The 15402-nt window shown below is 69.1% G+C and carries 14 protein-coding genes; 4 read left to right on the forward strand and 10 right to left on the reverse strand.

Features of this window, described 5'->3' with window-relative positions; genetic code table 11:
* The first annotated feature begins 111 nt into the window (after window positions 1-111).
* Both lpdA and AC0WR5_RS15855 read left to right on the forward strand, forming a co-directional pair.
* The gene (gene lpdA / locus AC0WR5_RS15850; protein ID WP_475864558.1) at window positions 112-1506 is read left to right on the forward strand and encodes a dihydrolipoyl dehydrogenase; all 1395 of its coding nucleotides are present in this window, start codon (window positions 112-114) and stop codon (window positions 1504-1506) included.
* Between the two features lie 243 nt (window positions 1507-1749).
* Entirely contained in the window at window positions 1750-2568 is an 819-nt protein-coding gene (locus tag AC0WR5_RS15855) for a glycosyltransferase family 2 protein (RefSeq protein WP_475864559.1), read from the forward strand.
* Between the two features lie 6 nt (window positions 2569-2574).
* Here AC0WR5_RS15855 and AC0WR5_RS15860 read toward each other — a convergent pair whose 3' ends face one another.
* From AC0WR5_RS15860 to AC0WR5_RS15880, 5 genes are all read right to left on the reverse strand, one after another.
* Entirely contained in the window at window positions 2575-3279 is a 705-nt protein-coding gene (locus AC0WR5_RS15860) for an intradiol ring-cleavage dioxygenase (protein ID WP_475864561.1), read from the reverse strand.
* A gap of 121 nt (window positions 3280-3400) precedes the next feature.
* Complete coding sequence (locus AC0WR5_RS15865; protein ID WP_475864562.1) at window positions 3401-4006, reverse strand: pyridoxamine 5'-phosphate oxidase family protein; 606 nt, start codon at window positions 4004-4006, stop codon at window positions 3401-3403.
* A complete protein-coding gene (locus AC0WR5_RS15870; protein ID WP_475864564.1) occupies window positions 3984-4730 on the reverse strand; it encodes a lysophospholipid acyltransferase family protein in 747 nt (248 codons plus the stop codon). Before AC0WR5_RS15870 ends, AC0WR5_RS15865 begins: the two co-directional genes overlap by 23 nt.
* Window positions 4731-4736: 6 nt before the next feature.
* A complete protein-coding gene (locus AC0WR5_RS15875; RefSeq protein ID WP_475869039.1) occupies window positions 4737-5609 on the reverse strand; it encodes a cell division protein FtsX in 873 nt (290 codons plus the stop codon).
* 29 nt (window positions 5610-5638) lie between these two features.
* On the reverse strand, window positions 5639-6316 hold the full coding sequence (locus AC0WR5_RS15880) for a cell division ATP-binding protein FtsE (RefSeq protein ID WP_475864566.1): 678 nt from the start codon (window positions 6314-6316) through the stop codon (window positions 5639-5641).
* Between the two features lie 279 nt (window positions 6317-6595).
* Between AC0WR5_RS15880 and AC0WR5_RS15885 the strand changes: the two genes are divergently transcribed.
* Window positions 6596-7543 (forward strand): zinc-ribbon domain-containing protein, encoded by a 948-nt coding sequence (locus AC0WR5_RS15885; protein WP_475864568.1) that lies wholly within the window; start codon window positions 6596-6598, stop codon window positions 7541-7543.
* A gap of 597 nt (window positions 7544-8140) precedes the next feature.
* Here AC0WR5_RS15885 and AC0WR5_RS15890 read toward each other — a convergent pair.
* The 4 genes from AC0WR5_RS15890 to argH form a co-directional block, all read right to left on the reverse strand.
* The gene (locus tag AC0WR5_RS15890) at window positions 8141-10750 is read right to left on the reverse strand and encodes a TIGR02302 family protein (RefSeq protein ID WP_475864570.1); all 2610 of its coding nucleotides are present in this window, start codon (window positions 10748-10750) and stop codon (window positions 8141-8143) included.
* Between the two features lie 33 nt (window positions 10751-10783).
* Window positions 10784-12049 carry a diaminopimelate decarboxylase gene (gene lysA, locus AC0WR5_RS15895; RefSeq protein ID WP_475864573.1) on the reverse strand — a complete coding sequence of 422 codons (1266 nt, stop codon included), beginning with the start codon at window positions 12047-12049 and terminating at the stop codon, window positions 10784-10786.
* Between the two features lie 189 nt (window positions 12050-12238).
* Window positions 12239-12439 carry a hypothetical protein gene (locus tag AC0WR5_RS15900; RefSeq protein WP_475864574.1) on the reverse strand — a complete coding sequence of 67 codons (201 nt, stop codon included), beginning with the start codon at window positions 12437-12439 and terminating at the stop codon, window positions 12239-12241.
* Window positions 12418-13809 (reverse strand): argininosuccinate lyase, encoded by a 1392-nt coding sequence (gene argH, locus AC0WR5_RS15905; protein ID WP_475864575.1) that lies wholly within the window; start codon window positions 13807-13809, stop codon window positions 12418-12420. The genes AC0WR5_RS15900 and argH overlap by 22 nt, the downstream gene beginning before the upstream one ends.
* 22 nt (window positions 13810-13831) lie before the next feature.
* Here argH and AC0WR5_RS15910 point away from each other — a divergent pair, with 22 nt between their 5' ends.
* Window positions 13832-14407 (forward strand): TlpA family protein disulfide reductase, encoded by a 576-nt coding sequence (locus tag AC0WR5_RS15910; protein WP_475864577.1) that lies wholly within the window; start codon window positions 13832-13834, stop codon window positions 14405-14407.
* Between the two features lie 16 nt (window positions 14408-14423).
* Here AC0WR5_RS15910 and AC0WR5_RS15915 read toward each other — a convergent pair whose 3' ends face one another.
* Complete coding sequence (locus AC0WR5_RS15915; protein ID WP_475864578.1) at window positions 14424-15341, reverse strand: LysR family transcriptional regulator; 918 nt, start codon at window positions 15339-15341, stop codon at window positions 14424-14426.
* Window positions 15342-15402: the final 61 nt, after the last annotated feature.

A 15402-nucleotide genomic window follows, 5' to 3' on the forward strand; every position in this document is an offset into this window, starting at 1 on the left:
CCCTGTTCGAAATATCCCGGGGGAGCCCGCAGGGCGGGGGCAGAGCCCCCTCCCCGATCCGCCAACCACATGCCCACCGGCCCATTGTGCCGGACAACGAAGGAGACCCAAATGGCCCAATATGATGTGATCGTCATCGGCGCCGGCCCGGGCGGCTATGTCGCCGCCATCCGCTGTGCCCAGCTCGGTCTGAAAACCGCCTGTGTCGAAGGGCGCGAGACCCTCGGCGGCACCTGCCTGAACGTCGGCTGCATCCCCTCCAAGGCGCTGCTGCATGCCACGCACCAGCTGCACGAGGCCGAGCACAACTTTGCCCACATGGGCCTCAAGGGCAAATCGCCCTCCGTCGACTGGGACACCATGAAGGCCTTCAAGCAGGAGGTCGTCGACAGCAACACCAAGGGCATCGAGTTCCTGTTCAAGAAGAACAAGATCGACTGGCTCAAGGGCTGGGGCTCGATCCCCGAGGCCGGCAAGGTCAAGGTCGGTGACGAGGTGCACGAAGCCAGGAACATCATCGTGGCCTCCGGCTCCGTTCCCTCCGCCCTGCCCGGCATCGAGATCGACAACGCGGCCGGCATCGTCGTCGACAGCACCGGCGCGCTCGACCTGCCGAAGGTCCCGAAAAAGATGATCGTGGTCGGCGCCGGCGTGATCGGCCTCGAAATGGGCTCGGTCTATGCCCGTCTCGGCGCCGAGGTGACCGTGGTCGAATTCCTCGACAACATCACCCCCGGCATGGACGGCGAAGTGCAGAAGAACCTGCAGAAGATCCTCAAGAAGCAGGGCATGGACTTCATCATGGGCGCCGCCGTCCAGGGCGTCGAACAGCTCAAGACCAAGGCCAAGCTCACCTACAAGCTCCGCAAGGACGACAGCGAGCATGTGCTTGACGCCGACGTGGTTCTGGTGGCCACTGGCCGCCGCGCGTTCACCGACGGCATCGGCCTCGCGGATCTCGGCGTCGAGATGACCGACCGCGGCGTGATCAAGACCGACGCCCACTGGGCCACCAACGTCAAGGGCATCTATGCCATCGGCGACATCGTCGCCGGCCCGATGCTGGCCCACAAGGCCGAGGACGAGGGCATGGCCTGTGCCGAGGTCATCGCCGGCAAGGCCGGTCACGTGAACTACGACGTGATCCCCGGCGTGATCTACACCACCCCCGAGGTTGCCTCCGTCGGCAAGACCGAGGAGCAGCTCAAGGACGAGGGCCGTGCCTACAAGGTCGGCAAGTTCTCCTGGATGGGCAACGCCCGTGCCAAGGCCGTGATGCAGACCGAAGGCTTCGTCAAGATCCTGGCCGACAAGGAAACCGACCGCATCCTGGGTGCCTCGATCATCGGCCCCTCCGCCGGCGACCTGATCCACGAGATCTGCGTCACCATGGAATACGGCGGCTCTGCCGAGGACCTGGCGCTCACCTGCCATGCGCACCCGACCTTCTCCGAGGCCGTGCGCGAGGCGGCGCTGGCCTGCGGCGACGGCGCGATCCACATGTGATCCTGCCCGGCCCCCGGGGTCCAAAGCCCTGATCCGGTCCTTTCGAAGGGCCCGTCGCGTATCGCGGCGGGCCCTTTGCCTTGCCACGGCATGCCAAGGCCTGCCACGGCCTGCAAAGACACCACGGGCATGTATCAAAAAGCGCACATTCGGGGGTTTCCCCCGGACCCGCCTGCCCTAGGTTCCCCTCAGGCCCCGCGGAGAACCGCAGGGCGGTTCCCGAAGCTGACCGCGAGCACGCCCATGGCCTCCTCCCCTCTCGTCTCCGTCGTGATCCCCGCATTCCGCGCGCGTGAAACGCTGCCCCGGGCGCTCGCTTCGATCCGCGCCTGCGGGCTGCCGGCCGATCAGGTCGAGGTGGTGATCGCCTCCGATGACGGCCAGGATTACACCGCCGCCCTGCCCGCCGACCCGATGCTGCGCTTTACCGCGCCCGGTCCTGTGGCCAGCGGTGCCGGTGCCGCCCGCAACCGCGCCATGCAGGCCGCCCGCGGCACCTTCCTGGCGTTTCTCGATGCCGATGACACCTGGGCGCCCGGCTATCTGGCCGCGCTGCTGCCCCTGGCCCGGCACCACGGCGCGGCCTTCGCCGCCTCTGCCATCCTGCAGGACAGCCGCGAGATCCTGCGCCTGCCGCCGGCGACGGATCACCTGACCCTGGCCGACCTGGGCCGCACCGGCGCCAGCTTCCACCCCGTGGTCACCCGCGCGCAGGCCCGCCCCTATACCGATCACCTCAGCCAGGACGTGCGCCATGCGGCCGAGCTGCTCGGCCGTCTCGGCGGTCGCGCCCCCCTGGGCCCGGCCACCTACCGCGTTCACCTGCGCCCCGCCTCGACAACCGCGGCGGCGGATTTCGCCACCCGGGTCGACCGTGCCTATGCCGCGCATCTTTCGGAGATCGAACAGGGCGCAGGCGACATTCCCGCCGCGCTGCGCCCGCGCGTGGCACAGGTGTTCCGCGACAAGGCCGCGCTCAACGCCGCCTACATGGCCGAGGGCGAAGGGCTCAGCTTCTACGCTTTCGTCGCCGCCCGGCTGAATCTCGACATCCTCGCCTGAGGGCGCTCAGGCCGCCACCCCGGCCACCAGCGACACCTCGTAGTACCCCGGATATTCGCGCACCTGGGCAAAGGCCCCCTCGCCCGCGGCCCGGGCGATCCTGTCGGCACCGTTCAGCGTGTCGCGCGCGGCCGCCCGTTTCGCATAGGGCGCCTCGTTGCGGAACAGCACCGCCGTCAGCGCATCGGGAAAGAAGATCTGGCTGGTCAGCACGTGGCTGTCATCCAGCCAGACCTTGTAATGGATATGGGGCGTGCGCCCACGGTACCAGCCGGGATAGATCGAGCGAAACCGCGCCACCCCGTCGCGCCCGCTCCTCTGGCTGCCGCGCAGGAATGTCTCGCCGCTGGTGTCCAGCGTGCCGTCCGATCCCTGCCGGTGAAAGCCCGAGTAATTCCCCTCGGCGTCGCAATGCCAGACATCCACCCGCGCGCCCTCGACGGGCCGGCAATCGGCATCCACCACCTGCAGGTTCAGGCGGATCGGCACGCCGGCGCGGTCCTCGGCGATGTCGCGGCGCTCCAGCGCGGGATCTAGGGAATAGGGGCCCTCGGTCAGCTGTTTCTGCAGCATGCAGACATTGGCGCTGATCAGCCCGGCCGAATGCGCCTCGGCCCGGGCGGTCGAGGTAAAGGCCCCCACCCCCAGCACCGCGATGGGGGATGCGGCAAGGATCTTCAGCAGCTGACGTCGATCTGGTGCAACGGCCATGGCAAAACCTCTCTGGCCCTCTCCTCGGGGCCCAAACTTCGGCGGTCCTGCCAGATGATACGTGCGAGAGGCCTCACGCCGTCGCCACGAGCGCGTGAGCGCGCCCGTGATCGGCGGGTTTTCACCACATGGTGCGGGCGGCGCGGGCGGCCCAGCTGTCGTCGTAGTCCTGCCCGCCAACCTCGCCCTCGGTCATCGAGGACAGGATCTCGCCCACCGTGGGCAGGCCCTCGCTCTCGTCGCCGCTGGTCCAGAGGCGCGACCGGATCAGCGCCCGGGCGCATTGGCTGTAGATCTCGTGGATCTTGATGACGATCACCGTCGCCGGTTGTTTGCCGTCCTTCTCGAACCGCGCGCGCAATTCCGCGTCGTCGGTGATCCGGCCCTCGCCGTTCACCCGCACCGCGTTGTTGCTGCCCGGCACCATGAACATCAGCGCCACGCGCGGGTCGCGCACGATGTTGCGCAGGGTATCGAGGCGGTTGTTGCCGCGCCAGTCGGGCAGCGCCAGCGTGCCCTCGTCGAGCTCCATCACCACCGGGCCGTCATCGCCGCGCGGCGAGCCGTCGGCGCCCTCCGGCCCCACGGTCGAGATCACGCAGAAGCGGCTCGCCATGATCCAGCGCCGGTACTCGGGCGTCATCTTCACCGCGACCTTGCGCAGCGCGGCCGCCCCCGGCGTGCCATAGAGCGCCTCGAGCGCCTCAATCGATTGCAGGTAGTTCATCGGCGGCCAAGCCTCCCTCGATCATCAGCGCCTGCGAGCGGCTCTCGATGCTGTGGCGCAGCTCCCTGCGGAACTGCTCGCGCGGCAGGCCCGGAGCCATCGCCGGCAGAAATTCCACCACCGCCGTGCCGCGCTTGCGCATCAAGCCCCGGCGCGGCCAGAACAGCCCCACGTTGGTCGCCGCCGGCACGCAGCTCTGGCCGGTCTGTTCATAGATCGCCACCACGCCCGCCTTGTAGGGCATGTCGGCCCCCGGTGCCACGCGGGTGCCCTGCGGAAAGATGATCAGCTGTCCCGGCGGCGAGTCGCCCGAGGTCACGTCGCGCATCATCTGCCTGATCGCATCGGCCCGGCGGCCCCGCTTGACCGGCACGCAACCGATCCGCAGCGCGTACCAGCCCAGCACCGGCGCCCATTTCAGGATGTCCTTCATGATGAACTTCGGGTGCGGCACCACGCTGACGATCAGGATGATGTCGAGGAACGACTGGTGCTTGGACGCGATCAGCACCTCTTCGGTGGGCACCTCGCCGCGCACCTCGGTCTTCAGCCCGCAGAGCAGTCGCAGGCTGAAGCGGATCCAGTGGCAATAGAGCCGCGCGCCCACGTAGGCCCCATTCCGGCTGACCAGCGCCCAGGGCAGGAAACAGATGCCCATGATGCCCATCACCAGGTACATCTGCAGGACAAAGATCAGGGACAGGATGTACTGCAGGGCTTTCATCGCGGCTCAGCTCAGTTCTTCGAGGATTCGTCTTGCGGCGGACCTTGTGGCCCAGAAGGCGACGATAGCCGCGACCAGCGGCAGGAAAAAGGGCCAGATCCATCCCCAGCCCTGAAAACCGAGGCCGGTCAGGAAGCCGCCCTCCGGCTGGGCCTCGGGCAGCAGCCAGATCGCCACCAGCCCCGCGACCATGCCGATCGCGGCCCCCCAGAAGGCCCGCAGCGTGTAGCGCCGCACGAAGGCGCGGGCGATGAACTCGTCCGTCGCGCCCACCAGCCGCAGCACCTCGATGACCTGCGCATTGGCCGCCAGCGCCGAATGCGCCGCCAGCGACACGATCGCCCCGGTCACCCCGGTGATCAGCAGCAGCGAAAGCCAGCCCATGGCGCGCATCCGCTTTGCCGCCTGCAACAGCGGCCGGCGCCAGCGCCCGTGATCGTCCAGCAGCGCGCCCGGCACCTCGCCCTCCAGCCGCAGCCGCAGGGCATCGCCGTCGTATCCCTTGCCGTCCTCGGTGATGGCGATCAGCTGCGGCACCGGCAGATCGTCGAGCGCCACGCCCTCGCCGAACCAGGGCGCCAGCAGCGCGGCCTCCTCCTCCTGGCTCAGGGCATGGGCCTCGGCGATTCCGGGGGTGGTGTTCAGCACCTTCAGCGCCGTTTCGGTCAGCGCCGGCAGGTCTTCGGCCGGGGCGCTGATACGCAGCGTCGCGCTGCGTGCCAGGTCGTCGCTCCAGCGGTCAGCCAGCCGCCCCGCCGCCAGCGAGAGCGCCAGCGCGAAGACCGCAAGGAAGGTCATCGCCGCCGCCGAGAACAGCGTCAGACGCGCGGTGAACCCGGTGGGCGGCACCACGCGGTCGCTTGCGCCGTCGCCCCGCATCAGCCCGGTGATGTTCAACAGCACCTGTCTCACAGTTCCGCCCCCGCCAGTTGCAGCCGCCGGTTCGAGATCCGCAGCACACGGGCCTGGACCTTGCTCTTGGTGGCCCGGATCAGGCCCAGGTCGTGTGTCGCGATCACCACCGTCTTGCCCATGCGGTTCAGCTCGATCAGCAGCGCCATCAGCCGCTGCGACATCTCCCAGTCGACATTGCCCGTGGGCTCGTCCGCCAGGATCACGTCCGGGCTCATGATCACCGCGCGGGCCAGTGCCGCGCGCTGCCGTTCGCCCCCCGACAGTTCCGGCGGCAGGGCATCGACCCGTTTGCCCAGGCCACACCAGCTGATCAGGTCGGTCAGGTTCTCCACCTCCGCGCCGGGGTCCAGCCCCGCCACGATCAGCGGCAGCGCGATGTTCTCGGCCACCGAGAGATGGTCCAGGAACCGCACGTCCTGGTGCACCACGCCCACCTTGCGGCGCAGCAGCGCCACCTCGTCGCGGCTCATCTCCGACAGGTCCTGCCCGAACAGCCGCGCCCGCCCCGCCGTGGGGGTCAGCGCGCCATAGCAGAGTTTCATGAAGGTTGTCTTGCCCGCCCCCGATGGCCCGGTCAGGAAGTGGAACGACCCCGGCACAAGCTTCAGGGAGATTCCGCGCAAGAGTTCGCCGCCGCCATAGGAATAGGCCAGGTTTTCCAGCTCGATCACAGGGATCCCTCGTACATTACGCCTCCTTTTGCATCAGCGGCCCGGCTCTTTCAATCGGCCTCTTCCCGTCGGCGGTCCTCCGCAGATAGCACTTTTCCGCCGCGGGCTTAGCACCTATGTTGACCGCCAGGACCTGTCTTTCGCGCGGTGGCCAGCGGCTGCCTGCGGCGGGGGCAGAGAGCCGGCGCCGGGGGTGCAATTCCGGGCGCCGCAGGCAAGGCAAGGCGCCCGTGCGGCGCCGACAGGACGCGGCAAGATGCCAGGGGACGCGGGGGAAGAATGAGGCTGACCTGCCCGAAATGCGGGGCCCAGTACGAGGTTCCAGACGAGGCAGTGCCCGAACACGGCCGCGATGTCGAATGCTCCAACTGCGGGTCCACCTGGTTCCAGTCGCGCGGTCACACGGCCGGCCCCTTCCGCCCGGTGCCCCCCGAAGCCGCCACCGAACCGCCCCTGCCCTCCGGCCCCGAGGCCCCGCCCGTCGGTTCCCCCGGGACGGATTTCGTCACGCCGTCCGACGTCGGCGCGCCGACGTCAGGGCCCATCGCCGCCGAGCCCGCCGCCACCGATATCGACGACACCGACGATGACCTGCCCATGGCGCCGCCGCCGGGGCGCCCGCGCCGTCAGATCGACCCGGCCGTGCTCGACGTGCTGCGCGAAGAGGCCGCCTTCTCGACCCGCGCCCGCGACAGCGCGCCGCTGGAAACCCAGACCGAGCTGAGCCTGCAGCCCCCCGCGCCCGCGGCGGGCCCCGCCGTCCTGTCCCCCGAGGACCGGGCAGCGCCGCGCGCAGAGCCCGCCCGCTCCCCGATGGCCGGGCTTCAGGCTGATCCGGCCGAGGCCGCAGCCCTCGCTGGCACCCCCGCCGCGCCCCCTGCCGGCGCCGGAGGCGCGAAACCACCGGAAAGGCCGGTTTCCCCATCGCGGCGCGACCTGTTGCCCGACATCGAGGACATCAACACCGCGCTGGCCACCGCGCCCGCCGGCCAGCGCGTCTCGGCACCGGAGGAGGAGACCCCCGCCAGCCTGCGCAAGGCCTTCTGGATCGGCGTCCTGATTCCCCTTGTCGTCGCGTTGCTGGCTGTCCTGCTCTATTACGGCGCCGCGTCGATCAGCTCGGCGGTGCCCGCCACCGCGCCGCTGATGGAGGGTTATGCCGGCCAGGTCGACGCCGCCCGCGACTGGCTCTCCGAGGTCCTGGCCCGGGTCGAGACCACCTGGTAGGCCCCCGGGGCCGGCGCTGGGACACCGGCCGGCCCTTGGCCCCAGCGCTGGCCCATTCGCGCCCCCGGCATTTCCGCAAGTCCCGCCGTTACCGGCCCGGGCGCCCGGCCCGCTGCCCGCGTGCACGCCCACGGGCCGATCGCGCCCACGGGCTCATGTGGGGCCGCGTCCCGCCACGCTGCGCAAGTAGATCCCGGTTGCCGCGCGAACCTGCCGCGCACCGCTCCTGCCCCCGCTCGGGGCCTCGCCCCCTCCTTCGCCCCCCTGCCGCATTGACAAACCGCAGGTCGCTTGCAGCCCGCCAATCCGTCAGCCCTCCCCCCACGCCCTTCCTCTCCCGCACCGAAACGGCAAATCACGCAGGAATGACACCCCGGGGCGCCTGTGGCCCTCTCCACCCCCTGCCCTTGCCGTCAATCCAGGACCCGCCTGCTAAACCCTGCGTCCCGTAACGAAAAACCGCGCCGGGCCTGCAGCCCCGCGCGGTTTTTCCTCGTATCAGTGTGCCGCCTCGCGCACCGCGCCTCGGCCCGGTACCGCCTCGGCCCGGCCCGGTATCGGCCCAGTATCGGCACGCTGCCGCCCCCTGCGCGTCAGTCAGAAGCGCTCGAGCAACCGGTTGAGATAGTCCAGCTCCTGCTGCGAGCGCTCATTGTCGCCCGAGCGGCGGCGGATCTCGTCGAGCAGGTTCTGCGCCTCGCGATAGACATCCTCGCCCTGCAGCATTTCCTGGGTCGTGCCCGGATCCTCGTTGGTGCCGGAGTTGCGGCCCAGCGGATCGTTCTGCTGGCCCGGGTTCTCGCCCTGGCTCTCGCCCTGCTGGCCGGCGAACTGGCGTTCCTGTTCCGACATCGCCTCGCCCATCTGGCGCATGCCCTCGCGCAGCGAATCCATCGCCTGGCTCTGTTGGTCGATCGCCTCGGGCAGGTCGCCGTCGCGCAGCGCCTGCTCGGCATTGCCCATGGCGCGGTCGGCATCCTCCAGCGCCTCGCGGGCGGCGCGCCCGGCCTCGGTGCCCTGCCCCGGCAGGTTGCCGCTCTGGCGGTTCAGCTCCTGGCGCAGCTGTTGCTGACGCTGGGCCAGGGTGCCGGCGTCAGGGCTGCCGGAGCCGCCCGGATCCCCCTGCTGGCCCGGCATGTTGCCCGATTGCTGGCCGGGTTGCTGGCCCTGCGGCTGACCCTGCGATTGGCCCTGCGATTGGCCCTGCCCCATCTGGTCGCCCTGCTGGCCCTGTTGCTGCTGGCCCTGCTGGCCGCCCTGGTTGAACTGGTCCTGCAGCTCGCGAAAGGCCTCGTCCGACAGGCCCTGCTGGTCGCGCAGCGTCTCGGCCAGCCCGTCCATGGCCTCCTGGCCCTCGCTCTGCTGGCCCTGGCCGCCCTGCTGGCCCTGGGTCACCTGCATGTTCTCCATCAGCCGCTGCAGCTCTTCCAGCGCCTCCTGCGCCTCCGCCATGCGGCCCTGCTCCATCAGCTCCTGGATGCGGTCCATCATCCGCTGCAGGTCGCCCTGGTTCATCTGCAGGGCATTTTCCATGTCCATCGGCGGCTGGTCCGGGTTCTGTTCGGATTCGCGCGCCGCCTGCTGGGACAGCTGGCGCATGTAATCCTGCGTGGCGTCGCGCAGCTCCTGCATCAGCTGGGCGATCTCCTCGTCGGAGGCCCCGTTGCGCATCGCCTCGTTCAGGCGCTCCTGCGCCCGCTGCATCCGCTCCCGCGCATCGTCGAGATCGCCGTCTTCCAGCCCCGTCGCCATGTCCCAGAGCGCCTTGGAGATCGCATCGACCTCCTCGTCGGTCAGCGCGCCATCGGCGCCCTCGATCCGGCCGATCACGTCGCGGGTCTGGTCCATCAGCGCCTCGTCACGGAACAGCCCCTCCGGCTCCCAGCTGATCGCCCGGAGCACCTGCGCCACCCGCGGCGCATTGGCCCGGTTCCACAGCAGGTCGCGGCGCATCTCGATGAAGCCCGCGGCCAGCGGATCGAAGAAACGCCGGGCGTCCAGGTCCATCTCGAAGGGGGCGGAGGTGCCCTCCTGCCCCTGCATGTCCTGCACCTTGAGCGTCACCGTCACCGGCATGTTGGCCCAGGGATGCTCGGAGAAATTCTCGATCAGCGCCTCTTCGAAATCCTTGCGGCTGCCGGAGATCGGCATCGGCAGCGGCACCACCAGGTCGTCGCGCGGCTCGGGATCCATCGCCAGGCCATAGCGCCGGTCGACCTTGGCCAGGTCGAGGCGGATCACCGCCTCGCCGGTCTCGACCCCGTAGTCATCTGCCGCATGGAAGGGAATCGTGATCTGGCCGTCCACACTGGCATGGCCCTCGCCCGTCACCTCGGCAGTGGGGGCGGCATCGGGGATCATCGCCACCTGCCATTCGCGGCCGCCGGGGCCCTCGACGCTCAGCGTGCCCTCGCGGTGAACGATGAAATCCTGTGCAGCGGTGTCCGCCGGCGGCAGATCCCCGCTGCGCCCCGAGACGGATTCGGCCACGCTCAGCCGGCCCTCGGGGCCATAGAGGCGCATCGTGATCTCTGATCCCTCGGGCGCGATGATCGTGTCGGAGGTGATATCGGGCAGGTAGAGGGTGGGCAGTCCGGTATAGGGCGGCGGCGACATCCAGCCTTCCCAGCTGGGCCCGATGGCGGCATTGGCCGAGCCGGGCGCCATCTGCCCGACGCTGCCCACACGCCAGAACGAACCGAAGAGCAGCGCCACCATCAGCAGCAGCAGCCCCACGTAGCGCAGGCCGAAGGGATCGGCCCGGGAGAGCTTCAGATCGGGTTCCGGGGCCTTGGCACGGGCGGCCTGTTCGGCCATGCGCCGCTGATGCGCGGCCCAGAGCGCAGAGGAGCCAAGGTCATTGGCGCCGATCGCCTGGCTGTCCCTAAGGGCTTGAATGGGATTGCCTTTCAGCGAGGCATCAAGCCTCTGAAGGGCCTCTTCCCGGCGCGGAAAGCGAAAACGCATGGCGCCGCGCACGAGAAACCAGAGCGTCCCGAGAACCGCCGCAGCCACCACCGCCCAGACCAGCTCGATCGAGGTGCTGTCCTGCACGCCCAGCATCAGCAGGGCCAGGACGGTGATCACGATGGTCCAGAGCGGCCAGAAACAGCGCGCCAGCCTTTCGGCCAGCAGGCCCGTCCGTGTCAGGAAAAGCTGCCACCTGAGGCGGCGCAACGTCTCGGTATAATGCGTCTGGTCAGCCATGCTCCGTCCCGATGGGAAGACGCGTTTCTCGCGTCACAACCACTCAGGTATCGTATCTCGGTTAATGATCTCCTCAAAGGACGGTCTTTTCCGGATGACGGCGAATTGATCGCCATTGACCAGAACCTCCGGAATCAGCGGCCGGGTATTGTATTCGCTCGCCATCACCGCGCCATAGGCCCCGGCCGAACGGAAAGCCACCAGGTCGCCTTCCTTCAGCGGCGGCAGGGCGCGCTGCTTGGCAAAGGTGTCGCCGGTCTCGCAGACCGGGCCGACGATGTCATAGGGCTGCTGCTCGACGCCCGCCTGCGCCTCGGTCACCGGTACGATGTCGTGGTGGGCATCGTACATGGCGGGGCGGATCAGGTCGTTCATGGCGGCATCGACGATCAGGAAATCGCGGCCCTCGCCGTGCTTGACATAGACCACCTCGCTGACCATCAGCCCGGCGTTGCCGGCGATCAGCCGGCCCGGTTCGATCTCGATCTCGCAGCCGGTATGGCCCAGCATCTCCTGCACCATCGCGCCGTATTCCACCGGCAGCGGCGGCGCGGAATTGCCGCGCTCGTAGGGAATGCCCAAGCCGCCGCCCAGGTCGAGACGGATGATGTCGTGGCCGTCGTCGCGCAGCTCCTGCGTCAGCTCGGCGACCTTGGCAAAGGCCAGGCGATAGGGTTCCAGGTCGGTCAGCTGGCTGCCGATGTGCACGTCGATCCCCACGGCCTTCAGCCCCGGCAGTTCCTTGATCCGGGCATAGACCTCGCGGGCGCGGGTGATAGGGATGCCGAACTTGTTCTCGCTCTTGCCGGTGGCGATCTTGGCATGGGTCTTGGCGTCGACGTCGGGGTTCACCCGCACCGTCACCGGCGCCACCACGCCCATCTCGAGGGCCACGGCGTTCAGCCGCTCCATCTCGGGCTCGCTTTCAAGGTTGAACTGCCGCACGCCGCCTTCCAGCGCCGCGCGCATCTCCTCGCGGGTCTTGCCCACGCCGGAAAACACGATCTTGTCGCCGGGCACGCCGGCGGCCTTCGCCCGGGCGTATTCCCCGCCGGAGACCACGTCCATGCCGGCGCCCAGGTCGGCCATGATCTTCAGGATCGCCTGGTTGCTGGCGGCCTTCATGGCATAGCAGACAAGGTGATCCATGCCCGAAAGCGCCTCGTCGAACAGCTTGAAATGGCGCGTCAGCGTTGCGGTGGAATAGACGTAGAAGGGCGTGCCGACGGCGGCCGCGATCTCGGTCAGGGGCACGTCTTCGGCATAGAGCGCGCCGTCGCGGTACAGGAAATGGTCCATGCGGGATCCCCGGGGGTCAGGTAGTGGCAGTCAGGTTCGACCCCGCTTACACCGCCCGGCGACCAAGGGGAACCCGCGCCGCGCGCAGGCCCGCCCCTGTTGCATTTCATGCCCCGCGTCCTGCCGCTCATGCCGCGCGTCCTGCCCGTGGGGCGGCGTGACCCGCGGCGAACCCGCCCCGGCTCCCGCTCAGATCGAGGTGTCGTAGACCGCTTCGTCGGCGGCCCCGGCGCCATCGCCCGACTGCCCCGAGATGTCGAGGCCCGAGCCTGGCGCGGGCAGGCTGTTGGGCTCCGGCGTGATCGGCACGCCATCGGCGCCGCATCCCGCCAGCAGCGTCAGGGCCGCCAGGGCGGCCCCCATCGTGATCAGCCGAGCTTTGCTTTCCATGCCGCCACCTGTTCGCGCACCCGTGCGGGTGCCGTTCCACCATAGGACATACGCGATGCGACGGAATTATGCACGCCCAGGACGGTGAAAACCTCCTCGGTGATGCGCGGCTCCACCGTCTGCATGTCCGCAAGGCTCAACTCGGGCAGGTCACAGTGCTTGCCCTCGGCCATGGCAACAAGGCTGCCGGTCACGTGGTGCGCATCCCGGAAGGGCATGCCCAGCACCCGCACCAGCCAGTCGGCGAGGTCGGTAGCGGTGGAGAAGCCCGTGCCCGCGGCGGCTTCCAGTGCCGGCACGTTGGCCTTCATGTCGCCCACCATCCCGGTCATGGCGGCCAGCGCCAGCATCAGGTTGTCGGCCGCGTCAAAGACCTGTTCCTTGTCTTCCTGCATGTCCTTGGAATAGGCCAGCGGCAGCCCCTTCATGATCGTCATCAGCGCCACGTTGGCGCCGAAGATCCGGCCGATCTTGGCGCGGATCAGCTCTGCCGCATCGGGGTTCTTCTTCTGCGGCATGATCGAGGACCCGGTCGAGAACCGGTCCGACAGCGCCACGAAACGGAACTGCGCCGAGGACCAGATCACCAGCTCCTCCGCCATCCGGCTCAGGTGCATCGCACAGATGCTGGCGGCCCCCAGGAACTCCAGCGCGAAATCCCGGTCGCTCACCGCGTCGAGCGAATTGGCCATCGGCCGGTCAAAGCCCAGCGCCTCGGCGGTCATCTGGCGATCCAGCGGGAAGGACGTGCCGGCCAGCGCCGCGGCGCCCAGCGGGCTCTCGTTCATCCGCGCCCGCGCATCGGTGAACCGGCCCAGGTCACGGCTGAACATCTCGACATAGGCCATCATGTGATGGCCCCAGGTGACGGGCTGCGCCGTCTGAAGGTGGGTGAACCCGGGCATCACCCAATCCGCGCCCGCCTCGGCCTGGCCCAGCAGCGCGCCGATCAGCGCCCGCAGCCCCTCGATCGCCGCATCGGCCTGGTCGCGCACCCAGAGGCGGAAGTCCGTCGCCACCTGGTCGTTGCGGCTCCGCCCGGTGTGCAGCCGGCCCGCCGGCTCGCCGATCACGTCCTTCAGGCGGCTCTCCACGTTCATGTGGATGTCTTCCAGCGCGGTCGAAAACGCGAAATTCCCCGCCTCGATCTCTGACAAGACCGTGAGCAGGCCTTCACGGATCGCCTCCGCATCGCTATCGCTGATGATGCCCTGCGCCGCCAGCATCGCGGCATGGGCGCGCGAGCCTGCAATATCCTGCGGCGCCAACCGCTTGTCGAACCCGATCGAGGCGTTGATCGCCTCCATGATGGCATCGGGGCCTTCGGCGAAACGGCCGCCCCACATCTTGTTCGCTTGGCTATCGGTCATCGGGCCACCTGTCGGAGGAAACATGAGAAGAATTCTGTCTGCCGTCGTTTATACGGGCCTCGCGCTGGGTGCAATCACCGCTGCCCTTCCTGCAACGCCCGCCCAGGCCGCGCCCGAGGGCATCGACGCGCTGGTCACTGGCGAGATGCGCAAGCTGCAGGTGCTCGACGCGCCGAAGGACCTGACCAATGCCACCTGGGAGACCCCCTCCGGCACCGCCAGCCTGGCCGATTACCGCGGCAAATGGGTCCTGCTGAACTTCTGGGCGGTCTGGTGCGCCCCCTGCCGCGAGGAAATGCCGACGCTCGCCGCCCTCGACGCGGAACGCGGCGGCGACGACTTCGCCGTGGTGACGCTGGCCACCGGCCCCAACAACCCGCTCGCCATCGACAAGTTCATGGAAGAGGCCCAGGCCGCCGACCTGCCCCGCTACCGCGACCCGAAGAGCGTGCAGGCCCGCGACGCCGCGGCCCTCGCCCTGCCGGTCACCCTGATCGTGAACCCCGAGGGGCAGGAAGTGGCGCGGCTGATCGGCGGCGCCGACTGGAACTCCCCCGAGGCCATCGCCGTCTTCGACGCCTTCGCCGCGGGCGGCTGAAGGGCCACCAGGGCGCTCAGGCCACCGAACGCGCCTCGGCCACCGTGTCGATGAAGGCCCGGAGCGCCGGCGCCACCACCCGGCTCGGGAAATACAGGCGCGGGCCGTCGAACCATTGCCACCAGTCGGGCAGAACGGGGATCAGGCGCCCGGCGTCGAACTGCGGCTGCAGCCAGTTGCCGAACCCCGCCACGATCCCCTGCCCCGCCACGGCCAGGTCGATCGCCGCCCCCGAGGCCGGCGCGCCGATGATCAGCCGCGCCGGCGGATCCACCACCAGACCCTCGCCCTCCTTCTCGAATTCCCATTCGATCAGGCTGCCGCTGGCAAAGCGCGCCCGGATGCAATCATGCTCCATCAGGTCGCGCGGATGCTCCGGCATCCCCCGGCGCGCAAGGTAACCGGGCGCCGCGCCCAGCGCCCCGCATTGCCGCGCCGGCCCGATCGGCACAGAGATCATGTCCTGGTCCAGCGCCTCGCCATAGCGGATGCCCGCGTCGCAACCGGCCGCGATGATGTCCACGAAGCGGTCGTCCACCTTCACCTCGACCCGCACACCGGGATGGCGGGTCAGGAAGCGGTCGAGGATCGGCGGCAGGATATCCACCATCACCGCGCCCGGCACGTTCAGCTTGATGCGCCCGCGCAGCTCTCCGGCGCTGCTCGCCGCCGCATCGAGCGCCGCCCGCGTCTCGGCCATCACCGGCTCCAGCCGCGCCGCCAGCGCCGCCCCCGCCTCGGTCATCTGCACGCTGCGGGTGGTCCGGATGAAGAGCGGCACGCCCAGCTGCGCCTCGAGCCGGGTCACCGTCTCGCTCACGGTCGAGGGCGAGACGCCCAGCCAGCGCGCCGCGGCGCGAAAGCCGCCGGCCCGCGTGACGGCCAGGAAGACCCCGAGGTCATCCATGGGAGGAAGAGCATTATTGTTCGCCATGCCGAACAACCTATTCGCCGGAACCCCGGTTATCAATGAATTCGCGATCAGCCATATCCGT

It is taken from the genome of Pseudooceanicola sp. DL12 (genome assembly GCF_056270665.1).